Source organism: Nocardia arthritidis NBRC 100137, assembly GCF_001612765.1.
Lineage (GTDB): Bacteria > Actinomycetota > Actinomycetes > Mycobacteriales > Mycobacteriaceae > Nocardia > Nocardia arthritidis.
On the sequence record NZ_BDBB01000028.1, the window covers coordinates 56,439 to 82,830 of the forward strand.

The 26,392-nt window shown below is 69.0% G+C and carries 24 protein-coding genes and 1 pseudogene; 14 read left to right on the forward strand and 11 right to left on the reverse strand.

Going from position 1 to position 26,392, the window contains the following annotated elements:
* Window positions 1-3: 3 nt before the first annotated feature.
* Entirely contained in the window at window positions 4-939 is a 936-nt protein-coding gene (locus tag NA8_RS20945; protein ID WP_063052105.1) for a LysR family transcriptional regulator, read from the reverse strand.
* A 102-nt stretch (window positions 940-1,041) separates the two neighbouring features.
* On the opposite strand from NA8_RS20945, the gene NA8_RS20950 reads away from it, so the two are divergent.
* The 5 genes from NA8_RS20950 to NA8_RS20970 all read left to right on the forward strand — a co-directional run bounded on the left by NA8_RS20950 (window position 1,042) and on the right by NA8_RS20970 (window position 7,194).
* Window positions 1,042-1,992 (forward strand): EamA family transporter, encoded by a 951-nt coding sequence (locus NA8_RS20950; protein ID WP_084466964.1) that lies wholly within the window; start codon window positions 1,042-1,044, stop codon window positions 1,990-1,992.
* A gap of 241 nt (window positions 1,993-2,233) precedes the next feature.
* A complete protein-coding gene (locus NA8_RS20955) occupies window positions 2,234-4,006 on the forward strand; it encodes a hydroxysqualene dehydroxylase (protein ID WP_063052064.1) in 1,773 nt (590 codons plus the stop codon).
* Between the two features lie 556 nt (window positions 4,007-4,562).
* Entirely contained in the window at window positions 4,563-5,186 is a 624-nt protein-coding gene (locus NA8_RS20960) for a pyridoxamine 5'-phosphate oxidase family protein (RefSeq protein ID WP_063052065.1), read from the forward strand.
* A 65-nt stretch (window positions 5,187-5,251) separates the two neighbouring features.
* Window positions 5,252-6,490 carry a MurT ligase domain-containing protein gene (locus tag NA8_RS20965; RefSeq protein ID WP_063052066.1) on the forward strand — a complete coding sequence of 413 codons (1,239 nt, stop codon included), beginning with the start codon at window positions 5,252-5,254 and terminating at the stop codon, window positions 6,488-6,490.
* A complete protein-coding gene (locus tag NA8_RS20970) occupies window positions 6,484-7,194 on the forward strand; it encodes a type 1 glutamine amidotransferase (RefSeq protein ID WP_157106812.1) in 711 nt (236 codons plus the stop codon). The genes NA8_RS20965 and NA8_RS20970 overlap by 7 nt, the downstream gene beginning before the upstream one ends.
* Before the next feature lie 59 nt (window positions 7,195-7,253).
* On the opposite strand, the pseudogene NA8_RS35925 reads toward NA8_RS20970, so the two are convergent.
* The 3 genes and pseudogenes from NA8_RS35925 to NA8_RS20980 form a co-directional block, all read right to left on the reverse strand.
* A pseudogene (locus NA8_RS35925) lies at window positions 7,254-7,370 on the reverse strand (DUF3703 domain-containing protein); the annotation flags it as partial.
* 65 nt (window positions 7,371-7,435) lie between these two features.
* Window positions 7,436-8,128: a cation efflux transmembrane domain-containing protein gene (locus NA8_RS20975; protein ID WP_063052107.1), complete on the reverse strand. Its 693-nt coding sequence runs from the start codon at window positions 8,126-8,128 to the stop codon at window positions 7,436-7,438.
* Window positions 8,128-8,457, reverse strand: coding sequence for an ArsR/SmtB family transcription factor (locus tag NA8_RS20980; RefSeq protein WP_063052106.1), 330 nt, complete (start codon window positions 8,455-8,457; stop codon window positions 8,128-8,130). The genes NA8_RS20975 and NA8_RS20980 overlap by 1 nt, the downstream gene beginning before the upstream one ends.
* Before the next feature lie 143 nt (window positions 8,458-8,600).
* On the opposite strand from NA8_RS20980, the gene NA8_RS20985 reads away from it, so the two are divergent.
* Entirely contained in the window at window positions 8,601-8,855 is a 255-nt protein-coding gene (locus tag NA8_RS20985; protein WP_157106813.1) for a hypothetical protein, read from the forward strand.
* A gap of 550 nt (window positions 8,856-9,405) precedes the next feature.
* A complete protein-coding gene (locus tag NA8_RS20990; protein ID WP_157106814.1) occupies window positions 9,406-10,326 on the forward strand; it encodes a hypothetical protein in 921 nt (306 codons plus the stop codon).
* A 61-nt stretch (window positions 10,327-10,387) separates the two neighbouring features.
* Here NA8_RS20990 and NA8_RS20995 read toward each other — a convergent pair whose 3' ends face one another.
* Together NA8_RS20995 and NA8_RS21000 are read right to left on the reverse strand one after the other, a co-directional pair.
* Entirely contained in the window at window positions 10,388-11,302 is a 915-nt protein-coding gene (locus NA8_RS20995; RefSeq protein WP_063052070.1) for a transglutaminase family protein, read from the reverse strand.
* Window positions 11,299-14,304, reverse strand: a complete 3,006-nt coding sequence (locus tag NA8_RS21000) for a circularly permuted type 2 ATP-grasp protein (protein ID WP_245663928.1) — start codon at window positions 14,302-14,304, stop codon at window positions 11,299-11,301. The genes NA8_RS20995 and NA8_RS21000 overlap by 4 nt, the downstream gene beginning before the upstream one ends.
* Before the next feature lie 156 nt (window positions 14,305-14,460).
* Between NA8_RS21000 and NA8_RS33005 the strand changes: the two genes are divergently transcribed.
* Window positions 14,461-14,664 (forward strand): hypothetical protein, encoded by a 204-nt coding sequence (locus tag NA8_RS33005; protein WP_062972314.1) that lies wholly within the window; start codon window positions 14,461-14,463, stop codon window positions 14,662-14,664.
* Window positions 14,665-14,685: 21 nt separating this feature from the next.
* Complete coding sequence (locus NA8_RS21005; protein ID WP_063052071.1) at window positions 14,686-15,330, forward strand: hypothetical protein; 645 nt, start codon at window positions 14,686-14,688, stop codon at window positions 15,328-15,330.
* A gap of 6 nt (window positions 15,331-15,336) precedes the next feature.
* Here NA8_RS21005 and NA8_RS21010 read toward each other — a convergent pair whose 3' ends face one another.
* From NA8_RS21010 to NA8_RS21020, 3 genes are all read right to left on the reverse strand, one after another.
* A complete protein-coding gene (locus tag NA8_RS21010) occupies window positions 15,337-15,954 on the reverse strand; it encodes a LysE family translocator (RefSeq protein ID WP_063052072.1) in 618 nt (205 codons plus the stop codon).
* Window positions 15,955-16,016: 62 nt separating this feature from the next.
* Entirely contained in the window at window positions 16,017-16,625 is a 609-nt protein-coding gene (gene recR / locus NA8_RS21015) for a recombination mediator RecR (protein WP_063052073.1), read from the reverse strand.
* Between the two features lie 13 nt (window positions 16,626-16,638).
* Entirely contained in the window at window positions 16,639-16,971 is a 333-nt protein-coding gene (locus tag NA8_RS21020) for a YbaB/EbfC family nucleoid-associated protein (protein WP_062972321.1), read from the reverse strand.
* Between the two features lie 191 nt (window positions 16,972-17,162).
* On the opposite strand from NA8_RS21020, the gene NA8_RS21025 reads away from it, so the two are divergent.
* Genes NA8_RS21025 through NA8_RS21035 form a run of 3 tightly spaced genes read left to right on the forward strand, consistent with a single transcriptional unit; the run spans window position 17,163 to window position 19,017 of the window.
* Window positions 17,163-17,795, forward strand: a complete 633-nt coding sequence (locus tag NA8_RS21025) for a hypothetical protein (protein ID WP_063052074.1) — start codon at window positions 17,163-17,165, stop codon at window positions 17,793-17,795.
* Between the two features lie 50 nt (window positions 17,796-17,845).
* Window positions 17,846-18,658 carry a MerR family transcriptional regulator gene (locus tag NA8_RS21030; protein ID WP_063052075.1) on the forward strand — a complete coding sequence of 271 codons (813 nt, stop codon included), beginning with the start codon at window positions 17,846-17,848 and terminating at the stop codon, window positions 18,656-18,658.
* Between the two features lie 11 nt (window positions 18,659-18,669).
* Complete coding sequence (locus NA8_RS21035) at window positions 18,670-19,017, forward strand: VOC family protein (protein ID WP_063052109.1); 348 nt, start codon at window positions 18,670-18,672, stop codon at window positions 19,015-19,017.
* 77 nt (window positions 19,018-19,094) lie between these two features.
* Here NA8_RS21035 and NA8_RS21040 read toward each other — a convergent pair whose 3' ends face one another.
* Window positions 19,095-19,529 (reverse strand): SRPBCC family protein, encoded by a 435-nt coding sequence (locus NA8_RS21040; protein ID WP_063052076.1) that lies wholly within the window; start codon window positions 19,527-19,529, stop codon window positions 19,095-19,097.
* A 199-nt stretch (window positions 19,530-19,728) separates the two neighbouring features.
* On the opposite strand from NA8_RS21040, the gene NA8_RS21045 reads away from it, so the two are divergent.
* A complete protein-coding gene (locus NA8_RS21045; RefSeq protein WP_063052077.1) occupies window positions 19,729-21,171 on the forward strand; it encodes an FAD-binding oxidoreductase in 1,443 nt (480 codons plus the stop codon).
* Window positions 21,168-22,484, forward strand: a complete 1,317-nt coding sequence (locus NA8_RS21050) for a class I SAM-dependent methyltransferase (protein WP_063052078.1) — start codon at window positions 21,168-21,170, stop codon at window positions 22,482-22,484. Before NA8_RS21045 ends, NA8_RS21050 begins: the two co-directional genes overlap by 4 nt.
* A gap of 10 nt (window positions 22,485-22,494) precedes the next feature.
* On the opposite strand, the gene NA8_RS21055 is transcribed toward NA8_RS21050, so the two are convergent.
* Window positions 22,495-26,076 (reverse strand): serine/threonine-protein kinase, encoded by a 3,582-nt coding sequence (locus tag NA8_RS21055; protein WP_063052079.1) that lies wholly within the window; start codon window positions 26,074-26,076, stop codon window positions 22,495-22,497.
* Window positions 26,077-26,392: the final 316 nt, after the last annotated feature.

The following is a 26,392-nucleotide window of genomic DNA, read 5'->3' on the forward strand; positions in this document are numbered from 1 at the left end:
GAGTTATGCCCCGGTGGCGGCGCCTTTTCCGGGCGGCGTCCCGGAATCGTCTGTCGCCGACGCGGCGGCCGATTCGAACGCCGCGAGCACAGCCGCGATCGCCGGACGGGCCTCGGCCCGGGGCCGGGTGGCCAGTTCGTACATCCGGGCGGCACGCACACCGGACAGCCGCAGCACCGCCAGGTCCGGGTGGCCTACGGCATAGCGCGGCATGAGCGCGACGCCGTAGCCGACGGCGACCAAGGTCTCGATAACGCGAAAGTCGTTGAGGCGCTGCGCTATACGCGGCTGCACGCCGGTCACGGTGGCGATCGAGCGCAGCACGTCGTCGACCGGGAATCCGCCCCGCACGCTCAGCCAGGTCTCGTCGGCCAACTCCTCCGGCGCCACGGCCGAGCGGCCCGCGAGCCGATGCGTCGGCGCCGCGACGACATCGATCGGCTCGCGCATGAGCACCCGCGTCGCGACGCGTGGATCGGCGATCGGCGCGGCGCGTTCGTCGCGATGGGTCAGGACCACGTCGTAGTCGGCGAGCAGTCGCGCCACCTCCGACGGTGGCACATCCTCATCCCGCGCAACCACCTCGACACCGCTGTCCACCATGCCGGGCAGCACATGCGGCAGCAGCAGGGCGCCGCCGGAGGGAAACACCGCGACGCGGACCCGTCCGCGCGGTGAGCCGCGATAGTGCGCCATCTCGGCGACCGCGCGATCCATGGCCGCCAGCACTTCGTCGGCCCGCACCACCAGGGCGCGGCCCGCGTCGGTGAGCCGGACGCGTCTGCCATCGGGCTCGAGCAGGGCCACGCCCGCTTCCCTGGCCAGCACCTTGAGCTGCTGGGAAACGGCGGAAGGCGTCATCGACAGCGCCCCGGCGACGGCGGCCACGGTGCCTCGATCGGCCAGTTCACGCAGCACGCGCAGCCGCTCCAGCGCCATGGGCGGACCGGATGTGACAGGATCATCCATTAAGATAATTTACATCATTGGTCCAATATTATTCGATTGTTCTGATGATTAGCGCGCCGCACGATGGAGTGCGTGACCAACCGTGACCGCCTGCTCGGCTTGACCGTAGTCCTGCTCTGGGGCTTGAACTTCCTCGCCATCCGGGTAGGGCTCGACCACTTTCCACCGTTCTTCTTCGCGGCGCTGCGCTTCGCGGTGCTCGCGGTGCCCGCGCTGCTGTTCGTTCCGCGCCCTCCGGTGCGGATGCGCTGGATCCTGCTGTACGGCGCCGGGTTCGGCATCCTGCAGTTCGCGTTCCTGTTCACCGCGATGCGGGTGGGCATGCCGACCGGTCTGGCCTCGCTGGTCCTGCAGTCCTCGGCGCCGTTCACCGTGCTGCTCGGCACGCTGCTGCTGGGTGAGCGGATTCGCCCGGCGCAGGTCGCGGGGATCGGCGTCGCGGTGGTGGGCATGGCGGTGATCGGCTGGGACCGGCTGGAACACGCCACCCTGCTGCCGGTGCTGCTCACCTTGGCGGGCGGACTCGGCTGGGCCTTCGGCAACATCGGCGCGCGCCTGGCGGGCACCGAGACCCCGGGCGTCAACCCGCTGCATCTGATGCTGTGGACCACCGCCGTTCCGCCGCTGCCGCTGTTCGCGTTGTCCCTGGTCGCCGAAGGGCCGACCACGGGCGCTCGCGCCTTGGCCGACTCGCTCACAGCCGAAGGTTTGCCCGCGCTGCTGGCCCTCGCCTACATCGCCGTTCTCGCCACCGTGGTGGGCACGGGCCTGTGGACCTACCTGCTCGGGCGCTATCCCGCCGGGCTGGTCGCGCCGTTCTCGCTGCTCGTTCCGGTCGTCGGGATCGCCGCCGCCTGGACTGCACTCGGCGAGACTCCGACTCCGTTGTCACTGGTCGGAGGCGTGGTGGTGCTGGCAGGCGCGTTCGCCGCCACGTCGAGCAGGCCGCGTGCCGTGACGACCGACATCCGCACCGGGGCGCCGAGCGCGCCCGCACTGGCGGACTCCGCCCGCCCGGCCTGACGGGCGGTCACGCCCGGATCCGCCGGCGACGACGGCAGCGACGCCGGGCCGGAGGGGCCCGCGCAACCCGATCGACGCCGACCCCCGAAGACGCCGAAGCGCGCGCCCGCGTGTGCTCGGCCGCACGAGTTCCGTACGTCGCACCGATCGCTTCGCGGGGTCGGTGCGAGATCCTCGAATCGCCGTCTTACAGTAGTGCCCGGCGTGGAAGTTGGTCCCGGTTCTAGCAACAGAGCGGCGCATGGCAGAAAATCGATGGACCGTATCGCGAAGAACACTGCTTCGTAACACGGTCGCGGCGGGAGTGGCAGCGGGTGCGCTGGCGGCGGGTGCGGCGCGACCGACGCCGGGCGCGGCGAATCCCGGCGGCAGACGGGTCGCGGTGCTGGGCGGCGGCGTCGCCGGTCTCACCGCCGCGCACGAGTTGGCCGAACGCGGATTCCAGGTCACCGTCTACGAAAAGCGCGCGTGGGGCGGCAAAGCCCGCAGCGTCGGCGTACCGGGCACCGGAGCCGGGGGACGACCGGACCTGCCCGGTGAACACGGCTTCCGCTTCTTTCCGGGCTTCTATCAGCACGTGCCCGACACCATGCGCCGAATCCCGTTCCCGGGCAACGCTAACGGCGTATGGGACAACCTCGTCGCGGTACCGGAGGCGCGATTCGCCCGCCGCGGCGGCGACGACTTCCGCGTCCCGCTCGGTCCGCGCTCCCGCGCCGAATTCTCGCCGGACAGTTTCCGCGAAACGCTCGGCGCGGCGCTGTCGACCGCGCTGAAGATGCCCCCCGACGAGGGCATCTACTTCGCCGAACGCCTGCTGGTCTTCAACACCAGCTGCGATGCCCGCCGCGTCGGCCAGTGGGAGCGCACCTCCTGGCACGATTTCGTCGGTGGCCACGCCCGCTCGCACGAGTTCCGCGCGCTGCTGTCCCGCACGCTGACCAGCATCATGGTCGCCGCGAAGGAGAACGTGGCGAGCGTGCGCACCATCGGCACAATGGGCGAGCAGTTCCTCGGCAATCCGTTGGGTATCGGCAACGACGGCGGCTTGGACCGGGTGCTCAACGGCCCGACCACCGCGGTCTGGATCGAGCCGTGGATGCGGCGGATCCGTGAACTCGGGGCCGAGTTCGCGCTCGGCACCGAGGTGCGCGAGCTGGAGGTGCGCGACCGCAGGATCGTCGCGGCCCGCGTCGTCGCCGAAACCGGCGCGCAGCGCACGATCGAGGCGGACTATTTCGTCGTCGCGCTGCCGGCCGAACGAGCGCGCACCCTATGGTCGCCGCAGGTGCTCGCCGTCCAGCCGGAATTGGCGGGGATGGACAACCTCGTCACCGACTGGATGAACGGCATTCAGTTCTATCTGCGCAGGTCGGCCGACATCTCGCGCGGCCACACCGCTTATATCGACGCGCCGTGGTCACTCACCTCGATCAGTCAGAACCAGCTGTGGCGCCGCAAGCTGACCGAGTTCGGCGACGGCACTGTGCGGGACTGCCTGTCGGTGGATATCTCCGACTGGAACACCCCCGGCATCCTTTTCGGCAAGCCTGCCAAAGAGTGCACGCACGAGGAAATCGCGCGCGAGGCGTGGGCACAGATCCGGGCGCACCTGGACGACCGCGGCGAGGTGCTGGGCGACGCCGACCTGCACTCCTGGTTCCTCGACCCGGGCATCTCGTGGCAGGAGGGGCAGCGGCGCAATGCCAACGCCGATCCGCTGCTGATCAACACCGCCGGGTCCTGGCAATACCGTCCGCAGGCGCACGGCGCCCTGGAAAACCTCTTCCTGGCAGGCGACTACGTGCGCACGAATGTCGATCTTGCGACCATGGAGGGCGCCAACGAGTCCGCGCGCGCCGCGGTGAACGCGCTGCTGGACGTGGCCGGTTCGAACGCGGAGCGCTGCCGGACGTACACCCTCTTCCGCGCGCCCGAACTGGAACCGCTGCGCCGGATCGACGCCGACCGCTACGCGGCGGGACAGCCCAATATGTTCGACCTCCCGGTCTGAATCGCGATCGATGGACGTGGCAAGGTGAGAGATCTGCATGAGGAAGAGGGGAAACTCCGCCGCTGAACCCGATCCAGCCGTCCTCGAATTCACAGCGAATTCTGCATATCGCGCGTATCCGGATACTGTCGCAAAGTTCACCGGCCAGGTGGGCTACAGTTCGAACAATTTCGCATGGTCGTTGAACCTACTGTCCGCGACTCAAAACGTTGTGTACATACCTCCTCCATTCGAGCGCTACGTAGTAGATGCGATTTCAAGGTGCTGACCGATACCGGAATGCAGCCGGGAAATGCGGAAACGGCTGTCGACTTCATCGCCAGGTGATCGAGACCCCTGACCTCGTCAGGATCTCCGAGCCGACCGGCAGAAGGGGGTACACACCTGGAATGCGGCCCACAGCTGAAGGCCACACTGTGTGAATCCGTGCGCCGGATCGACGCGACCGGACAGCCGAACACGTTCGACACCCCGGTCTGAACCGATGTGATCGATCTCCCGGTGGCGGAACCGAATTCGATCGCCATCGCCGCGGGGACGGTGCTTGAATCGAATCATGAGCGAGATCACCGACCCGGCGGATCTACGGGCGTTGCTCGGCGAAGTCGCGCCGCGCACCGCCACCAAGGAGCGGGCCGCGCTGCACGCCAGGGACCGGGAGTGGATCGCCGCCTCCCCGTTCCTGGTGATGAGCACCAGCGATGCGAACGGCAACTGCGACGCCTCCCCGAAAGGCGATCCGGCCGGGTTCGTGCGGGTGCTCGACGACACCACCCTCGCCGTGCCGGAGCGCCCCGGTAACCGGCGCGCCGACGGCTATCTCAACATCCTGGCCAACCCGCATGTCGGCCTGCTGTTCGTGATCCCCGGCCGCCGCGAGACGCTGCGGATCAACGGCCGCGCCCGGCTGGTGCGCGACGCGCCATACTTCGACGACATGGTGGTGCGCGGTCATCGCCCGATCCTCGCGGTCGAGGTGGATGTCGACCAGATCTTCTTTCATTGCGCCAAGGCATTCATGCGCAGCCACCTGTGGGAGCCCGAGCAGTGGCCGGAGGACACCTTGCCGAGCGCTGCGTGCCTGGTCAAAGAGGTGCAGACGAACGTGACCGAGACGGTGGAGGAACTGGAGCGCTACTACTCGCCGGAGAACTACGCGGCCAAGCTCTACCGGGACTGAGCCGCGTGGCCCACGCCACCCGACCGCGGCGCGCCCGGAGCGCGGGGCGAACATAGACTCGCGACGTGGCAGACATATCGGTGCGCGGACGGCTCGCGCTGGCGGCGGCGGGAGCGGCGTCCTGGGCCTCGCAGAAGGCGGGTCGCGGCAAGGGCTCGATGATCGGCGGCTTGATCGCGTTGAAGATCGATCCGACCGTCATGGACCAGTTGGGGCGGCGGCGGCGCACCGTGCTGGTGACCGGCACGAACGGCAAGTCCACCACCACGAGGATGACCACCGCCGCGCTCAGCACCCTCGGCGCGGTCGCGACCCAGGCCGACGGCGCGAACATGGACGCGGGCATCGTCGCCGCGCTCAACGCGCACCGGGGCGCGCCGCTGGCCGCGATCGAGGTGGACGAATTGCACCTGCCGCACGTCACCGATTCGCTGAACCCCTCGGCGGTGGTGCTGCTCAACCTCAGCCGCGACCAACTCGACCGGGTCGGCGAGATCAACATGATCGAGCGCAAGCTGCGCGCCGGGCTGGCCCGGCACCCCGCCACCGTCGTGGTCGCCAACTGCGACGACGTACTGGTCACCTCCATCGCCTACGACCACCCCAACGTGGTGTGGGTGTCCGCGGGCAGCGGCTGGGCGATGGACGCGACCAGCTGCCCGCGCAGCGGTGAGCCGATCGTCTGGGAGGGCACGCACTGGCGCAGTACCGGTGCGGATTTCCAACGCCCCGAACCGGATTGGTGGCTCGACGGGGATGACCTGGTCGGGCCGGAGGGCGCGCGGTTCCCGCTGCGGCTCGCGCTGCCGGGCCGGGCCAATCGCGGCAACGCGGCACAGGCGGTGGCGGCCGCCGTCGCGCTGGGCGCCGACGCGGAGCAGGCCGTCGCGGCCGCGGGCACGGTCCGCGAGATCGCGGGTCGCTACCGCACCGTGCAGGTCGGTGAGCACGACGCGCGTCTGCTGCTGGCGAAGAATCCGGCCGGCTGGCAGGAGGCGCTGTCGATGATCGAGCCGACCTCCGCGGGGCTGGTAATCGCGGTGAACGGCCAGGTGCCCGACGGCGAGGACCTGTCGTGGCTGTGGGACGTGCGGTTCGAGCACTTCGAAGGCGTGCAGGTGGTGGCCGCGGGCGAGCGCGCCACCGACCTCGCGGTGCGGCTGACCTACGCAGGCGTGGAGCACACCTTGGTGCCCGATCCGGTGCGCGCCATCGCGTCGTGCCCCGCCGGCCACGTCGAAGTGCTGGCGAACTACACCGCGTTCCGCGATCTCAATCGTGACCTCGAGGAGCAGGCATCATGAGTTCGACCTTCCGCATCGGCCTGGTGCTGCCGGACGTGATGGGCACCTACGGCGACGGCGGCAACGCCCTCGTGCTGCGCCAGCGACTGCGCATGCGGGGGTACGACGCCGAGATCGTGGAGATCACGCTGTCCGACCCGGTGCCGGATTCCCTGGACGTCTACACCTTGGGCGGCGCGGAGGATTCCGCCCAGCGGCTGGCCACCCGGCACCTGCAGCGCTATCCCGGCTTGCAGCGCGCCGCCGCGAAAGGAGCTCCGGTGCTCGCGATCTGCGCGGCCATCCAGGTGCTCGGCCAGTGGTACGAGACCTCTGTGGGCGAGCGGGTGGACGGCGTCGGCCTGATCGACGTCACCACCTCGCCACAGACCGAACGCGCGATCGGCGAGGTGACCACCGCACCGCTGCTCGACGGGCTCACCGCGCCGCTAACCGGCTTCGAGAACCACCGGGGCGGTACGAAACTCGGCGGTGAAGCGCACGGGCTGGCGCGCGTCACCCGTGGCGTCGGCAACGGCGTCGGCGACGGGCTGGAGGGCGTCGTCCAGGGTTCGGTGATCGGCACCTACATGCACGGCCCGGCGCTGGCCCGCAACCCCGAACTCGCCGACCTGCTGCTGATGCGCGCCCTCGGCGTCACCGAGCTGGCTCCCCTCGACCTCCCCGAGGTCGACCAGCTCCGCCGGGAGCGCCTGCGCGCCTGAGTTCGGCGGGTGGGCTCGCCTGAGTCCGGCTCCGTGAGCAGGTCAACGCGACCCACCGCCGCGGCGCGCATCGCGACGTGATTACGGGTGTGCGGCCAGGCATCGGACGGGGACAGGCTGTGGGCGCGTTCCACACGCGTCCACAGCTGCGAGGTCGTGGTGGCAGGGGCACGCATTTCTCGGTGGTAGCGGGCGCGGGCCTGTGCCGCATACGGGCACCGCGCGTTCGCTCGTGGGAGCGTCAGTCGCAGCAGTCGCAGCCGCTCGCGTCCGTGGCGCTGGCCGGGGCCGGGCAGCAGGTGTCACCGCGCCAGGCGTTGACGCCTTCCTTGACCGCGATGGCGGCGATGACCAGGGCGGCGATCGGGTCGGCCCACGACCGGCCGAGCACGCTGTCGATCAGCAACCCCGCCAGCAGCACCGCCGAAAGGTACGTGCACAGCAGAGTTTGCTTGGAGTCGGCGACTGCGGATGCGGATCCGAGTTCGCGCCCGGCGCGGCGCTGCGCTGCCGACAGCACCGGCATGATCACCAGGCTCACCGCCGCCAGGGTGATGCCGACCGGGGAATGCACAGCCGCTCCCGCACCCAGCAGTGCGCGCACGGAGTCGACGACCACGTACGCGGCGAGGGCGAAGAAGGAGAACGCGATGATCCGCAGCGCGATCTTCTCCCGCGCCCCGGGGTCGCGGCCGGCGAACTGCCACGCGACCGCGGCGGCCGAGGACACCTCGATCACCGAGTCCAGCCCGAACCCGATCAGCGCGGTCGATGACACCCGCGCCCCTTCGGTGAGCGCGATGACCGCCTCGATCACGTTGTAGGTGATCGTCCCGGCGACCAACCAGCGGATTCGCCGGGCCAGCAGCTCCCGTCGCCGCGACGGCTGATTCGCCGCGGCCGGGAGCGAGGGGATGCCCAGGGGCGCGGACATCAGCAGCAACCCTCGATATCGGCCTCCGGGCAGCACGCCGGATCCACCGCGAGCACCAAGCCCAGCAGATCCGCCAAAGCCGCGGCTATGCGCGGATCGGCCAGTTCATAGCGGCTGCGCCGCCCCTCCGCAACCGCGACGACCAGGCCACAGCCGCGCAGGCAGGCCAGATGGTTGGACAGGATCTGCCGCGTGACCCCGATCCGTTCGGCCATTTCCGACGGGTAGGCCGGGGCCGCACGCAATGCGAGCAGGATCCGGGTGCGGGTCGGGTCCGACAGGGCGTGTCCGAATCGGGCCAGCGCGTCGGTGTGCGGCAACGTCTCCACACAGTAAAAGTACATCAGAATCTGTATTCATAAACCAGTGAATCGTCAAAGTGGTCCCGCGTGACTCGAAGCGCTGGCGAGCGGGCCCGATTTCGCTGGTCGGGGTTGCATCCCGTACCCGGGTACAGGCTTACCGTGGCCACATGATGATCTCGCCTTCCTCTGGGGATCGGGTGCCGGAGTCATGCACCTTGCCCACTGTCGAGCAGCCTGTCCGGGTCGCGGAGTTCGATCGGTTCTTCGCCGGGTCGGTGATGCACATCGAGGTGCCCGAGACCCGGATCGAGGTCCTCGACGCGCTCGCCACCCGGGTGGACGCCGATCGGACTGGACGCGCTCCCGCGCCTCGGGTGCTGCCGGCCCCCGTCCTGATCGCCGCCGGAGTTTCGGCTGAATGATCACACTGGGGAGTCCGTCCTGGCTGGAACCGCCCGGGCCGCCGTCGCGCCGAGATCGGCTACGCCTGCTGGTTGCGGCGCAGGGTGGTTCCGAATCGGCGCCCGTCCAAGTGTTCAGAGCCCTGCCGACACAACGAGTTCGTGGGACAATCGCTTGATTCTCCAGATGCAAGGGGGGACTGTTGCGTTCGGTGCCACTGCTCGTCGCGTTGGGTTTAAGCCTGGTCGCCTGCGGCACACCCGAGCCCGCTCCCAGCCCGGCAACCACAACTGTGCCGACGTCATCAGCGGCGGCGCCGCCCATATCGACTACCGAACCCGTACCGTCGTCGGCGGACCAGCCGACGGTAACGGTGATCCAGTCTCAGCCGGCCCGAAACTCCAGCTCGGCGAACGTACCCCAAACCTCGGTATCACTCACAACCGTCCCGTTGACCGAAAGCTTGCCGACGACAGCCGATATCGGGGCGACCACGCCCGACGAAGGGGCTCGGCTCACCACGCCCCCGACATCCCCCTTCACCAGTCCCCCTGCCACTACGCCGTCACGATGAGCAGCGCGCGCACCGATGAGATGTCACCGTCTCGGCGCGCGATGGCTTTCGCGGTGGCGACGTCGGAAGCGACCCTGACCCTGGCGGTCCTTTACTACGTCGGGTCGGTATACACCCGCTCCTGGTACGGGCATTTCGGAATCGACGCTCGTCTGCTGGACTTCAGTGTGTCCGACTACGTCATCAAGAGCCTCGACGGCGCCTTCTTCCCGGTCGTGCTGGCGTTGTTGATCGCTGCCGCGGTGATCGCACTACGGCAGGTTCCGCTCGTCGCGGTCATGCGCACTCGACGGCCGCGGCGGGCGCTGCGGCTGTGGGTGCGGGCAGTCACTGTCGTCGGGGTGCTGCTGTGCACCGGGGTCGCGGCAGGGCTTGTGCTACGTAAGCATTTGCCCAGCTGGATGAGTCTGGGCCTGCCGCTGACGCTCATCACCGGCGTCGCATTGATCTGGTACGCCCAGGAACTGTCCACCACCTACCACCGGTTGCTCTACCGGCGACCCGGCGACTCCCCACCCCGTCGGTCGGTACCACTGCTGGTCACGTTATTGGGTTTGGCCTTCCTCGCCGGATTCTGGGCCATCGGGTACTACGCCAGCGTGCAGGGCAGCCGTAGCGCAACCGAGGAGGAGAACCATGGTCTGGGGCATCAGCCCGCGGTCGTGGTGTTCAGTGTCGACCGACTCGCCATCGCAGGCGGAAGGTCCAGAATCGACGCAATCACGCTGCCCGACACCAGATATCGCTATCAATACAGCGGACTCCTGCTGCTCGCTCGCGCCAACGACCGATATTTCCTGATCCCCGCCGACTGGGACAAAGAACGCGGTGACCGGGTCTTCGTCATCACCACCTCCGACAACATCCGCATCGACCTCGCACCACGACGCGCCCCGAAACAACCCGATCATCCGTAGCCGCGCACTCCGATACGTGTCCGGCGAATCGCCGCCCGAATGTCGAACTCACGTCGGCCGGTCAGATTCCGACCTCGATGACGTCGACGGAGACGGTGATCGTGCTGTCCTTGGCGTCGGTGTAGATGATGCCGCGCAGCGGAGGGACGTCCGCGTAGTCCCGGCCCCACGCGGCGGTGATGTAGCGCTCGCCGCCGAACTGGTCGTTGGTGGGGTCGAGGTCGAGCCAGTGGCCGGTGCGGTCGGATTCGTGCGCGGCGGGTGTCCACACGGCCGCCCAGGCATGCGTGGCGTCGGCGCCGACCATCCGCTCCTTGCCCGGCGGCGGATCGGTGGCCAGGTAGCCGGACACGTAACGGGCGGCGAGACCGTGCGACCGCAGGCAGGCGATGGCGAGGCGGGCGAAGTCCTGACAGACGCCGGCGCGTGCGGCGAACACGTCGGCCACCCGGGTGGACACCGTCGTGGCGCCGGACCGGTAGGCGAAGTCGTCGTGGATACGCGTGTTCAGCTCGGCCACCGCCTCCAGCAGCGGCCTGCCCGGCGGGAAGGATTCGGCCGTGTACGCGACGATCTCCGCAGTGATCTCCGGCGGGTGCAGGTCCAGGGCGAACTCCACGGCGAACGGTCCGTTCGCACCGGTCGGCCGCGCTTTCTCCCAAGGCTCGGCGGCCGGGCCGACGTCGTCCAGAAGGGGAGCGTCGAGTTCGACCAGTGATTGGCCGACGACGGTCAGAGCACGATGTTCGGTGGCGACGTGGAAATAGGAGGTGATGTTGCCGTACACGTCCGCGCCGACCGACCGGTCCGAGGGAGCCGGGTCGATCCGGATGTCGTGGGACAGCAGTCGCTGGCCGGGCAGGTCACGTGGCGTGAGGTACGCGCGACCGTACGAATTGGTGACCTCCCCGGAGTACGAGTACTTGGTGCGATGCTCCACTTGATAGCGGCGCACCGCACCGCCCGGACCGGTCATTCGACAACCTGCGCGCTACCCCACAGCGGCTGGATGCCGACCGGCAGCGACAGCGTCGTGGTCTCGAAGGACTCGGATACCTTGCGCAGACGCAAGTGCACTCCCTCCAGCAACTCCGCCAGTTCGGTGCGCCGATCGTCCGCGTCGGTGACCTCCAAGTCGTCGGGGTCGAGGCGGCGCAGCATGCGGCGTGCGTCCGCGAGCAGCCGCTGCGGACGCGAGGAGGCCGAAGCGCCGGGCAACGCGTGGAAATCGGCGTGCAGCCGCTCCAGCTGGTAAGCCAGTGATCGCGGGTTGGCGGTGTCGAACAGCAGGAGTTCGGCGACGTTCGACAGGCGCACCGAATCCTGATGCCGCCGACGGTAACTCACGGAGGACTCGGTGGCTCGCAACACCCAGTCCGTGACTTCTCGCTCGGTCTGCTCCGGATACCGCTTGGTCAGCGCGGCCGAGAGCAGCGCGGTCATGGCGAGACCGCGCTCGATGCGCTTGCCGATGTCCCTGACGTGCCATCCGGTGTCGCGGATCAGCGACTCTGCGTCGATTCCGGACAGCGCGAGCAACCCGGCCAGGGTACGCGAATGCACGTCCGACAACTCCGCCTCCAGGTCGTCCACCCCGGCCGGATAGCCGGCCAGCGCGCGGTCGACCGCACCGAGGATCATCCACGTGTCCACCGACAACTGGTCGCGCACGGCGCGCGCGGCGTTGCCGTACCGGTCGATCGCGAAGGCCAGCGATCCGGGCAGCTCCCGGTCGATCGTCAGCGCGACGAGGTAGTCGTGGCCGGCGCGGGACGCGCCGGGCACCGGCGGCGCGTTGTCCTCCGCCGCGCTGGTCGTCTCGTCGCTGTCCGATCGCCCGGCGACGGCCTCGACGCCGGCCGCGACCGGATGCGCATCGGCACCGGCAACGGCTTCCTCGCGAGCGCCCCCTCCCGCACCGGGCAGTGCCGGAACGGGTCTCGGCTGCCCTTCGGCATGCGCGGTCGAGCCGGCCCCGGCGTGTGCCCGCTCGTCGCCGTATCGCGCGACTGCCCCGTCGACGGCGACGCCCGGCGCGGGCGTGCCGCGATCGGCCGAACTCTGCTGCGGCGCAAGGGCTCGCACTTCCGGGCCGAACAGTCCCTCGGTCGGAGCCGCGGTGGCGGTGACCCGGCCGAGGGCGGCCAGCAGGATCGGCAGCGCCTCGGCGCCTTCCAGCCAGGGGCGATAACGGAACTCCTGGTAGCGCTCGTGGGTGGCGATCAGCAGACGGGCGGCATCCTCCGCGCGCTCGCCGTAACGGCCGATCCAGAACAGGTCGTTGAGCACGCGCGGTGAGCTGATCGCCGCCACGGTGGGGGCGGTGCGCCGTTCGCGCTCGCGGGGCGGCTCGGTGCTGATCGCGGCGGCGGGCGTCGGCGCGGCCCGCACCCAGATGTCCTTGGCGGCGACCTTGCGCGCGGCACGATCAGGCGTGCGCTGACGCAGCTGGCCGAGACCACCGGACATCACGGTGTAGCCGCCCCGGTGGGCGAGCGAGAACAATCGCATGCCGACGGGAGCCGCGCCGATGCCGCCGTGATCGCGGATGGCGGGCGTGACGGAGAACTGCGCCGGTTCCTGGCCCACCCACTGCCACCCGTGCGCATCGATCCTGGCCTTCAGCTCCGCGCGCTGATCCCGGCTCAGCTCGGGGCCGAACACCGTGGCCCCGTCGACCGCGGAGCGGAGGATCAGCTTGTCCAGCTTCGCGATCAAGTGCTCGCGTTCCCGCTCGTGCCCACCCCAGTACGACGGCACGCTCTCCAGCAGCAGGTCCTCGCCCAGCAGCGCGCGGGACAAGGCGGGCAGGAAACCGGCCAGCGCGGGATTCTCCAGCAGCCCGCTGCCGAGCGTGTTCACCACTGTCACCGCACCGCGCCGCAGTACCTCGACCAGTCCCACCACGCCCAGTCGCGAATCCGGCCGCAGATCGAGCGGATCGGAGAATTCGGCGTCCACCCGGCGCAACACCACGTCCACCCGCTTCAGCGTGCCCAGCGACCGCATCCACAGCGCGCCGTCGCGCACCACCAGATCGGCGCTCTCCACCAGCGGAAAACCGAGCGTGGAAGCGAGATACGCCTGATCGAACGCGGTCTCGGAGTGCGCTCCGGGGCTGAGCAGCACGACCACCGGCTCGTCGTCGTCGGTCGGCGCCGATTCGATCAACATCAATCGCATCGCCCTGGCGAACGGCGTGAGCGGACGTGGATTGGCGTGCTCGAACGATTCCGGGACAGCGGTCGACACCACCCTGCGATCCGCCAGCGCGTATCCGGCGCCCGCGGGCGCCTGCGTCCAGTCGGCGAGCGCGCGGAACCGCCCGTCGCTCCAACGGCTGATATCGCAGGCGTGCAGCAAGAGCTGGTGCCGCCCCGGCACCGTGATGCCGTGCGCGGCCCGGACATAGCCGCGGTTGCCGAACACGGCCTCCGGCGCGAGCAGTCCCGAGCCGAGCGTCCTGCGCGGCCCGTAGATATCGGTGAGCACCTCGTCGAACACGCGAGAGCGCTGCTCCAACCCGGCCTCCAGCCGGGTCCAATCGTCGGCGGCCACCAGCAGGGGAATCGGGTCGAGGCGCCACGGCGCCGGGGTTTCGGCCGCTGCGCCGGCCTCGAGGTAGGTGATTCCGTCGTCATCGATCAGCCTGCGCACCCGGCTGTCGAGCCTGCCGAGGCCGTCCCCGCCGAGTTCGGCGAAGTCGGCGGACAGCTCCGACCACATCCGGCGCACGTTGCCGTCCGCGTCGACCAGTTCGTCGTAGTAACCCGCGACGGGCGCACCGCATTCGTCGTAGGCGGCGCTTTCGGCGCCCTCCGAACGGTAGCGCGTGAACTGCTCGCGCACCGTGGCGCCGGTCGCGGGCTTCCGCCGCTCATCGCGCAACATCACCGCGCCGACCTCGCTTCCGCGCCATCCGTACCAACGGTCGTCGAACGCTCCGGGCGGTCCGCGCCCGGCGGGCTGTGTGACCATTTTCGCATGTCGCGGTCCCGGCACCGGGCGAACCGGCAGCCCGCGCGGCGTGGTCGCACCTGCGCCGGACACGGCGACACACGGGCCGAGGTCCCACCGCGTCCGGCGAGCCGGTGGTATCACCGAACCACGACAACGATCTCGTCAGGAGGTCATATGCGTACACCAGGTTGTTCATCGTGTGAATCCGCGTTCGACCACTGCCACGGAACCCTGATCGTGCACGCGAGCCGGATCGCGGAATGCACCGACGAGCAGTGCCTCGAGCTCAGCCATGACCGGCACGCCTTCGTCCTCGATTGCCGAGACCTCGCGGGCGGCTGCCGGTGCACCGACGACACGGTCCGCCGCCGCGCCTGAACGGTTCCGTACCCTGGCCCGGTGAGCTATGACCACGTGTTGCTGCCGTCCGGTGTCGCGTCGTCGATCGCGGAGGTCGACGCCTACCTGAGCACCCAGCAGGGCGCCCCCGAATCGGGGACGGTGGCGCGGATCGCGGCCGAACTGAACAGACGCAACGCGGAACTGCCCGAGGAAGACAGCTTTCTCAGCACCGTGCCGGTCGGCGGCGCGGCCACCGGCGCGGTGCTGCACGTGCCGTGTCCCTACGACGCGATCGGTTTCGTCCGCCACCTGCTGTTCGAACTGGCCACACCGCTGAACTACGCCGTCTACGATCCGCAGCTGGCCTGGCTGATCGATCCCGCCGGGCACGTCAGGGCCATGGTCACGCACGGTGGCGCGGGCGAGTTCCCATACCTGACCGAAGCGCTTGTCCACCGGTGGATCCCGGAGCTGAGCCCGCCCAACCCGTACCTCGTGGTCGAGCGCGGCGACCAGTTCTACATCCAGACCTACCGCGACAATTCCGGCGCGTACACCGTGGAATACCGGGATGGCGATCCCGACAGGCATTTCGGCACCACCGTCTCCGACCCGGCCACCGTGGCCGCCCTCATCTGGGGTTGGGCCAACGACGACCGCAGCCGTTTCCCCGGCCTACCCTGGTCTCGCGTCGATCTGTAGCGCCGATCACTGGTTCTGGATGGCCAGCCGGCCTGCCAGCGCGAGGAACGAGGCGCCGAAAACCCGTCGCGTCCAGGTGACGACGGCGGGCCTGGAGACGACCTGGTCGCGGACGGCGGCCGCGCAGGCGCCGTAGACCGCGAACACCACGAAGGTCGCGAGCATGAAGATGCCACTCAGCTCGAGCATGCGCGCGACCGCGTTCGGCGCGCCGCTGGGCACGAACTGCGGGAGGAACGCGAAGAAGAAGATGGTCAGCTTGGGGTTGAGCAGGTTCAGCAGCACCGCCGAGGTGATCACCTTCCGCACCGAGGGCGCGGTGTGCCCGGTCTGTTCCGGCACGGCGAGCGCGCCCTTGTCCCGGAAGGTGCTCCAGGCCATGTACACCAGATAGGCGACGCCGAGGTACTTCAGCGTCTGGAACGCGACCGCGCTGGCGTTCAGCAGCGCGGCCAGTCCTGTGATCGCCGCGATCAGGTGCGGGACGGTGCCGAGCGTGCAGCCGAAAGCCGCGATCACCGCGGCCCGCACGCCCCTGGACAGTCCGGCCGCGAGCGTGAACAGCACACCGGTTCCGGGGGTGGCGACGATGACGAGCGTCGTCAGCAAGAATTCGATGCTCATCTGCGACACGGTAACCCACGCCGGGCGCGGCGCAATCCCGCTCGCGAGAGCGTTTGCGCCTGCTACAGCGCGCGCCGCCCGGACAGCGCGCGGCCGAGGGTCAGCTCGTCGGCGAATTCGAGGTCGCCGCCCATCGGCAGGCCCGAGGCCAGCCTGGTCACGCTCAGGCCGGGGAAGTCACGCAGCATCCGGACCAGATAGGTGGCCGTGGCCTCGCCCTCGGTGTTCGGATCGGTCGCGATGATCACCTCGCTGACGTCGACGCCGTCCTCCTGGCTTCCGATGCGCGCCAGCAACTCCCGGATGCGCAGCTGGTCGGGACCGATGCCGCTGAGCGGATCGAGCGCGCCGCCGAGCACGTGGTAGCGACCGCGGAACTCCCGGGTGCGCTCGATCGCCTGCACGTCCTTGGGTTCCTCGACCACGCAGATCATGGTCCGGTCCCGGCGCGGGTCGGCGCAGATACGGCACAGCTCTCCGTCGGAGACCGTCCCGCATGTCACACAGAACTGCACACCGTCACGCACCTTCTGCAGCGCGGCCTGCAACCGATCGATCTCCGGCGGCTCCACCCCGAGCAGGTGAAAGGCGATGCGCTGGGCGCTCTTCGGACCGACGCCGGGCAGCTTGCCCAATTCGTCGATCAGATCCTGGACCGGACCCTCGTACAACTGCTACCCCGGCTCAGAAACCGGGCAGCGAACCGCCGCCGAGGCCACCGGACAGCGGTCCGAGCCGTTCCGCGGCGACGCGCTGCGCGTTGGCCATCGCGTCGTTGACCGCGCCGATGACCAGGTCCTGCAAGGTCTCGACGTCGTCGGGATCCACGGCCTTCGGGTCGATGGTCAGCGACACCACCTCACCGCTGGCCTTGATGGTGACCCGGACCAGGCCGCCGCCCGCCTCGCCTTCCACCTCGGTCGCCGCGATCTCTTCCTGGGCTTCCATCACCGCCTGCTGCATCTGCTGCGCCTGGGCGAGCAACTGTTGCATGTCGAACTGGCCACCTGGCTGCACGGGAGGGTCCTCTCTGGAGAAGGTGTCATCGGCCAGCCTAGTCCTGCCGCACCGTGTCCCCGGCGCGGCCCGACGGGTCCGATGTCGCGGCGCATGGTGGATAACAGGTTGGGTAGTTCCGGTGGAGACCGACCGAGCGCGCCTTACCATCGACACCGAGTCGGGGCCGGTGTGCAAATCTGGAGACAAAGATGATCGCAGTTCGTGCACGTTTTCTGAGCACCCTGGTGTTCACGCTCGGTGTTCCCAGCATCTTTCTCGGCGCTACGGCGCCAACGGCGTCCGCGGACACGGAGATCATCGATGCGACCGAGGTGATCGATGCCCAAGAGGTCATCGATGCCGAAACCACCCCGGCGGTCGCGGACTATGGGGACGGTTGCGTCCTCTATCCGGACGACAAGGCCGCGACTCTCGATTCGCTGCGCTTCCGGTGCTCGGCGGAGCAGCAGGACGCCATCTTCCGCGCCGCGCCGCTGGGCGCCGTTCCCTCCGGTGTGAAGTCGGGCTGGGTCACTCGTCCGCCGGTGATGCAAACCGTCGCGCCCCCGCTGTGGATCGGCAAGACCTTCTACACCGGACCGGACGGCGGCTATCTGATGAACCGCCTCACCGGTGCGGGCATCGAGGGCTGGCGCGCCGACGTCTACGCGGCGCCCGCCCTGACCGACGGGCTGCCTGCCTGGGCCCTGAACTACGCGCCATCGCCGACGCCGCCGGTCTACGACGAGATCCGGGAGGTCACCCCGGGCGTGTGGTTCGGCTATTCGTGGTGGCGCGGCGCATTCCAGACCACCCTGCTGCTGACCTTCGCGCTCGCCTGAACACCGGGTGTCGTTGACCCTCCCGTCGCTGGAGGGTGTTGGCTGGTGCCATGACGGCCACCGTCCCCATCGGGGAGTTCTCCAGGCTGAGCAATCTCAGCGTGAAGACGTTGCGCTACTACCACGAGATCGGCCTGCTGACTCCGGTCGGCGTGGACGCCGGTTCGGGCTATCGACGGTACGCGACGGCGCAGGTCACGCAGGCACAGTTGATCCGGCGGCTGCGCGAGCTGGACATGCCGGTCCCGGAGATCCGCGCAGTCCTCGCCGCGCCGGACGACAACGCCCGTGACGCCACGCTGCGCGGGCATCTGGAGCGCATGGAGGCGGAGCTGATCCGCACCCGTGCGGTCGTGGCGTCGTTGCGCTCGCTGCTGACGCCCGCACCCCCGATCGCCGTGGAGTATCGCGTGGTTCCCGCGTTCCCGGCCGCGGCGATCGGCGCGACGGTGGCGCGCGAACACATCGACGAGTGGTGCGCGTCGACGTTTCCGGCGTTGTACGAGGCGCTGGCCGCCGCGGATATCGCACCCGCGGGGGTCGGGGGCGCCACCTACAGCACCGATTTCTTCGAACAAGACGAGGGCGCGGTCGTCGCGTTCGTCCCGGTCGCCGGGGCCGATATCGTCTTGCCCTCAGTACTTTCGGCGATCGAGTTACCCGCGCGCCGGTTCGCCGTCACCGTGCACGAGGGACCGTTCGAGGATTTCGACCGCACCTACGGCGCGCTGGGCAGTCATGTGGCCGAACACGATGTCGCGTTGCCCGAACCGATCCGCGAGTTGTACCTGCTCGGACCGGATGTGTCCGACGATCCCGCCACCTACCGAACCGAAGTGTGCTGGCCCATCGCCCAGCCGTGAAGGAGACATCCATGACGCTCTCTATCGCCCACGTCACCATCGACTGCGAGAACGCGGGCGCGCTCGCCGAATTCTGGTCGCGATTGCTGGAGACGCCCGTCGATCCCGGCCCCACGCCGGAATTCGCCACCGTCGGCCGGACCACAGGCGCGGCGACCGCGCTGATGTTCCTCCGGGTGCCCGACAAGAACCCCGGTAAGAACGTGATCCATCTCGACCTGCTCGCCTCCGACCGGGACGAAGTCGGACGCGCGATCGACCTCGGCGCGAAGCACGTCGGCGACTTCGACGAGTGGGGCACGAAGTGGACGACGCTGGCCGACCCCGAGGGGAACCTCTTCGATATCGCGGCCGAGTAGGCCGCTCGACACTGCGGCCGAGTAGGCCGCTCGACACCGCGACGACGGCCCGCACGGACCGTCGTCGCGCCGTCCGATCAGGCCAGTTCGCGCTGCAGGTTCCCGAGCACCTCGGCCTGGATCTTCTTCAGGCCGAGCGGCGCGAAGATGCCCTCGAAAATGCCCGCGACGCCGCCCGCGCCCTTCCAGGTGGTGCGCAGCGTGACCCGCGCGCCCGCGCCCTCCGGCGTGACGGTCCAGGTGTTCACCAGCGTCGAATTCGAGTCGCGCTCGGTGACAATGGAATCGGATACCGAGACGACCGCGTGCACGTTGCGCGAGCGCTTCTCGGTGGCCTGCAACGTCCACTCCGCGACGGTGCCCGCCCCCTTGCCGCCTTCGACCACCTTGTAGTCGCGGTAGTGCGACGAAAGAATGCGCGGACGCACCGTGTCGTAGTCGGCGATGGCCTCCAGCGCGCGCTGCGGATCCGCCTGCACGTCGATCGAACTACTGGCGCTGACCTGTCCCACAATGAGCTCCTTGTCCGGATGCGATGTCTCGACCGATCTCCATCCTGCCCTGTCGGCGCCGGAGGAAAGCGCCGAGGGTGCGGCGAACTACTCCAGACAATTCGGTATTCCATTTCGCAACATATGCGTGACATTTCTCCGCCACCGTGCCCGCGCGGTGGCCCCGCCGTTTGGTCCGTACTAGCGTCGAGGGGTGGCAGTGAGTCTGTTGGGGAAGGCCGGACACGCACCGGCCGCACGCGAATCAGGATTTGCCGCGCATCGAGCGGGCGTGGACCGTCTTTTGGCGAGCTACCGCGCGATACCCGAGCACGCCAATGTCCGGTTGGCGAAGAAAACGTCGAACCTATTCCGCGCCAGGGCGAAGAACCCCGCGCCCGGTCTCGACGTCTCCGGACTGACCCGGGTCATCTCCGTCGACCCGGTCGCCAAGACCGCCGATGTCGCAGGCATGACCACCTACGAGGAGCTGGTCGCCGCCACCCTCCCGTACGGGCTCGCGCCGCTGGTCGTCCCCCAGCTCAAGACGATCACGCTGGGCGGTGCAGTCACCGGCCTCGGCATCGAGTCCACGTCCTTCCGCAGCGGCCTGCCGCACGAGTCGGTGCTGGAGATGGACGTGCTCACCGGCACGGGCGATATCCTCACCGCCACGCCGCACAACGAGCACGCCGATCTGTTCCGCGGCTTCCCGAACTCCTACGGCACGCTGGGCTACACGGTGCGGTTGAAGATCGAGCTGGAAGAAGTGCGGCCGTACGTCGCGCTGCGGCACGTGCGGTTCCGAGACCTGCGCGAACTGGAGGCGGCCCTCGCGACGATCGTGACGGACCGCGCCTTCGAGGATGAGCCCGTCGACTACCTCGACGGCGTCGTCTTCTCCGCCGAGGAGAGCTACCTGACGCTGGGCCGCCGCACCGACGAGCCCGGCCCGGTCAGCGACTACACCGGAATGGACATCTACTACCGGTCCATCCAGCACGACGGCGACACGCCCAAGCGCGACCGCCTGACCATCCATGACTACCTGTGGCGCTGGGACACCGACTGGTTCTGGTGCTCACGCGCCTTCGGCGCACAGCACCCGAGGATCCGCCGGTTGTGGCCGAAACGCTACCGGCGCAGCAGCTTCTATTGGAAGCTCGTGGCGCTGGACCACAAGTACGCCATCGCGGACAAGCTGGAGGCGCGCAAGGGCAACCCCCCGCGCGAGCGGGTCGTTCAGGACATCGAGGTACCGGTGGACCGCACCGCCGACTTCGTGGAATGGTTTCTGCGCGAGATCCCGATCGAGCCGATCTGGCTGTGCCCGCTGCGTTTGCGCGAGAGCGGCGACCCGAATGGGCCGGGCGGACGCACCTGGCCGCTGTACCCCCTGGAGCCGGACCGGACCTACGTGAATGTCGGATTCTGGTCGGCCGTGCCCACCACCCCGGGGCAGCGAGAGGGCGCGGCCAACCGCGCGATCGAGCGCACGGTGACCGAGTTCGACGGTCATAAGTCGCTGTACTCGGATTCCTTCTACGACAAGGATGAGTTCGCGGCGCTCTACGGCGGAAACACCTATACCGAACTGAAGAAACGCTACGACCCGAACCAGCGCCTGCTGGATTTGTATTCGAAGGCGGTGCAACGCAGATGACGACATTCAAGGACCGTTCCGATGTCTTCGCCGATCTCGGGACCAAACTCAGCATTGCCGAGATCTTCGAGACCCTCGTCGAGGGCGAAGTCCCGATCCGCTTGACGGCCTACGACGGCAGCGCGACCGGACCGCGGGATTCGGAGTTCGCACTGGACATCCGTACCCCACGCGGCATCAACTATCTGGCGACGGCCCCCGGCGACCTGGGCATGGCCCGCGCCTACATCTCCGGCGACCTGACCGCGACCGGCGTGCACCCGGGTGATCCGTACGAGATCCTGAAGGCGCTGGACGGGTTGAAGTTCCGCCGTCCGTCCGCGCTGGCCCTGGTGACCATCGCGCGCTCGCTGGGCTGGGAGCGGCTCAAGCCGGTCGCCCCGCCGCCGCAGGAGACCCTGCCGCGCTGGCGTCGGATCGCCTTCGAGGGCCTGCGCCACTCCAAGACGCGCGACGCCGAAGCCATCCACCACCACTACGACGTTTCGAACGCCTTCTACGAGTACGTACTCGGCCCGTCGATGACCTACACCTGCGCGGTCTACGGCGACGAGAACTGGACGCTCGAGCAGGCACAGGAGAACAAGTACCGCCTGGTGTTCGAGAAACTCCGGTTGAAGGAGGGCGACCGGCTGCTCGATATCGGCTGCGGCTGGGGCGGCATGGTGCGTTATGCCGCCAAGCGCGGCGTCAAGGTGATCGGCGCGACGCTCTCGGCCGAGCAGGCCGACTGGGCGCAGAAGAAGATCGCCGAGGAAGGCCTGGCCGATCTGGCCGAGGTGCGCCATTCCGACTATCGCGATGTGCCGGAGGGCGAGTTCGACGCGGTGTCCTCGATCGGCCTCACCGAGCACATCGGTGTGCACAACTACCCGTTCTACTTCGACTACATCAAGAGCAAGCTGCGCGACGGCGGCTTGTTCCTGAATCACTGCATCACCCGCCCGGACAACACCCGCACCACCAAGGCGGGCGATTTCATCGACCGCTACGTGTTCCCGGACGGGGAGCTGATCGGCTCCGGCCGGATCATCTCCGAGATCCAGAACGTCGGGCTCGAGGTGCTGCACGAGGAGAACCTGCGCGAGCACTACGCCCTGACCCTGCACGAATGGTGCAAGAACCTGGTCGCCAACTGGGACGCCTGCGTCACCGAGGTCGGCGAGGGCACCGCGAAGGTGTGGGGCCTGTACATGGCGGGCTGCCGGCTGGGCTTCCAGCGCAACGTGGTTCAGCTGCACCAGGTGCTGGGGGTCAAGCTCCCCGCCGACGGTGACTGGACCGTGCCGCTGCGCCCATGGTGGCAGCCGTAAACCGGTTCGTTCAATAGGCCTGACTGCCCGCCTCGTTCAGGAGTTCATCCAGGAACGGGGCGGGCAGTTCGATGTCACCGACCTGGGCCGAGGCGGGTAGGTCGGCGCGCAGCACGCGCAGGATGCCGACCACGCCGGGGCCCGCGTCCAGCAGCGGCCTGGTCCAGCCGAGGCCGGCGCAGGTGGTGACCGCGGGCAGCAGCAGGTTGGTGGCCTCGCCGACCCAGCCAGCGGTCGCCAGGCATTCCGCGAGGAGCAGCGCGGCGTCCAATTGGGCGCGCGGACGGTGCTTTTGCAGGGTGTGGTCGTAGAGCGCGCGAGCGCGGCGAACGGCCCGGTCGTCGGAGCCGGGCCGGTGCTCGGCGAGCAGCGCGCGGATCGCGGCGAGTTCCTCCGCCTCGGCGGTGAGCAGGGCTGCGCCGGTCAGCCGATGCCCTACCTGCAGCGGCGTGGACTCGCTGAGATCGGTGTAGCGGCGCTCCCCGGCCTCCAGCGGCAGCCCCAGCCGCAGCCGTTCGGCGCGGATGTGCGCGGCCAGTCGGGCCAAGCGGTTGTCGGCGGCGATGCGGGCGCCCTCGTCCAGCCGCGTGGCCGCGGTGAACAGATCTCCGCCGACCGCCTTGACCCGCGCGCCGACGACGAAGGTGGAGATCAGGAAGTCCACCGGTCCGACCCGGGTGACCAGCTCGTGGCTTTCGTCCAGCAGCCGGTCGGCGGTCTCCAGATCACCTCGGCGATAACTCGTTTCGCCGAGCAGAGCGGCGGCCACGCGCACCGCGTGCGAGCGCGGTCCGGAGCGCTCGCGCGCGGACTCCCACGCCTGCTGGAAACAGCGGGTGGCGGTGGCGACGTCGAGTTGCTCGTAGGCGGCCGCGCCCTGGCCGCAGCGGCCGAATACCAGCCCCAGCGGGTCTTTCGAGTCCTTGTGGTAGTCCTCGGCCCATTCCTGGATCTTCCTGGCGCCCTCGAAGTCGAACCCGCACAGGCGCACGAACGTGGTGAGGTTCGCCGCGGTCGAGACCGTCCACGCCGGTAGATCGTCCGGCTCCTGCAGGCAGTCCGCGACCCGATCCAGCACGCCCTCGGTGTGGTCGCGCGCGATCTGGTCCGAAGCGGCGAGCACCGCCGCCTGACAGCGCTGCACGCGCACATCCGCGTCGCCGGTGGAGCCGCGAGCCAGGATGTTGGACAGTCTGCCCAGCGCGTTGCGCGCCGCGCCGGACTGCTGCAGGTTGACATTCGCCCTGGCCACCGCCATCAGTAACTTCGAGCGCGAGGCCACCTGCTGCATCGGCAGTTTCGACACGCTGCCCAGCAGCGTGGCGAGCCGGGATCCGTCGATCAGATCCATCCCGCCGCCCTCGAGCAGGTCCAGCGCCATCTTCAGATCGGTCGCGGCCAGTGCGTGGTCGACCGACTTGCGCAGCAGCTGGTGTTCGGCGTACCAGCGCGAGGCCTTGCGGTGCAGCGACTTCGACTTCCCCGGGTGAACGCGATCGAGCCGGGTCCGCAGATGCTCGGCGAACAACGGTTGCATCCGGAACCACTCCGGATCGTGCTCGATGCGCCGCAGGAACAGCTCACGTTGCTCGGCCTGCTCGAGCAGCTGTTCGGCGTCCGGCTCACCGGACAGCGCCGCGGCGAGCGAGCCGCAGACCCGCTCGGTCACCGCGATCGACATCAGGAACTCGAGCATCTTGGGTTCCAAGGTGTCCAGCACATTCTCGGCGAGGTATTCGCGAATGCCGTGGTTGCCCTCCGACAGCGTGGCGATCAGCTGAGCGGGGTCGGCGTTACCGCGCAGGGACAGTCCGACCAGCTGGATGGCCGCGGGCCAGCCGTCGGTAGCGGTGTGGATTTCGGTCACCTGCTCGGGAGTCAGGTCGAATCCGTTGCGCTCGACGAGGATCTGCCTGGTCTCCGCCTCGGTCAGGCGCAACGCGGCCGAGCCGATCTCGACCAGTTCGTCGTGCACCCGCATCCGGCTCGTCGGCAGACCCGATTGCTCTCGGCTGGTCACGACGAAACGCAGGTGGTGGCAGCCGTTGTCCAGTAGGGCTTCCATCGCCCGATGCGCGCCCGCGTCGGTGATCCGCTGCCAGTCCTCGACGATCACCACGACCGTCTTGCCCGCCGCGTGGATCTCGTCGATGAGCGTGGGAATCACGAACGCGGCGGCGTCGGCGGGCCGCTCCTCCAGCACTTGGTCCAGACCGGCGCCGACCTCGGGGTGCACTCGGCGGATCGCCTGGATCAGGTGGGCGAGCAGCCAGATCTCGTTGTCGTCGTCGCGGTCGATTCCGATCCAGGCGACGGCGGCAGAGCCTTCGGTGAGTTCGGCGCGCCACTGCGCGGCCAGTGTGCTCTTACCGAATCCCGCGGGCGCGTGGATCACCGCGAGTCTGCGCCGCCCGCCCCCGCGCAGGATGTCCAGCAGGCGCGGCCGCGGTATCGGGTCTCGCGTGGGCGTGGGGGGACGGAATTTGGTCACGGCCGTCGGCGGGGCCGTCGTCGAGGTCGCCGAATGCTGCGAGACGGCGGGCCGCAGCGTCAACGGCCAGCTGCGCCGCGCGGTGACCGCGGGACGGGAACCGGTCCACGCCACGGTCGGTATGCCCACCGCGGTCGGAATCGTCGGTTCGGGCTCCGGCGTGGTGTCCAGCAGCGCCATCTCGTCGGGCAACTGGCCATGGCCGCGCTGCACCTCGCGCAGCATCTCGCCGAACTCGTACGCGCTGGCGGGGCGATCTCGCGGACTCGGAGCCATCGCGTGTTCGATGACGGTGGCCACATCCGGCGGAATGGCCTGTTCGCGCAGGTCCGGCACCGGCTGGGTGGTGATTCGCAAGAACTGCGCCACCACCCGCTCCCCCGCCTGCCGCTCGAAGGCCGCGTGCCCGGTGAGCAAGGCGAACAGCGTCGAGCCGAGGCCGTAGACGTCGGACCGGATGGTCGGCTCGTCGCCTTTGAGGACCTCCGGCGCGGTGAACGCGGGCGAGCCGGTGATCATGCTGCTGGACGTGCGGAACCCGCCCGGGATGCGGGCGATGCCGAAATCCGTCAGCTGCGGTTCGCCGTAGCCGCTGAGCAGGACGTTGGCCGGTTTCACGTCACGGTGCAGGATCCGGGCGCGGTGCGCGCTCTCGATGGCGCCCGCCAGTTTGACCCCGGCTCGCAGCGAGTCCGCCCAGGTCAGCGGGCCCTGATCACGGATGAGCTGCTCGAGCGACCCATGGGTGCAGTACGGCATGACGATGAGCGGCATGCCGGTCGCCGTCACGTCCACCTGGAGGATGTCGACGATATTCGGGTGGCCGGACAGCCTGCCCATGGCTTGTTCCTCACGCAGGAACCGCTCCCGGCTCTCCTGGTCGATCTCCGAGGAGAGCACTTTCACCGCGACCACCCGATCCAGCGAGGTCTGCACGCAGCGATACACCACGCCGAATCCGCCCCGGCCGATCTCCACCGCACCGGACAGGCCCATCACCTCCAGCTCGTCGGCGATGTCGATGGGCGCCTCCCGCCGCGTGTCCGTCTCGGCCGCAGTCGATTCGGCGCGCACCCGGCCCGAACGCGTCTGTGGATTCATGTGATCACCTCGAACTCACATCGAATCGGCGACCAATCTCCGCGCCGACCCCGGACGCCGTGTCCGATATGCCTGCGCATACTCCAACGTAGCGCGGCCCGGTATCAGGTGGGTGACGTTTCCGAACAGGACGACTCGTGCCGCCGAACCATGTGATCCGCGCCGCTCAGCGCCCTGGTCGGGGCTCGATGTCCGGCGCGAAATGGGCTCTCGCGCTCACCTTTGCAGGTGCCGCCTCGGCTCGTGACCTCCGCCACGCCTGGTCCACCGGACGAATACCCGAGGAGGAGCCGGCCAACCGGGCCCATGAGCTACC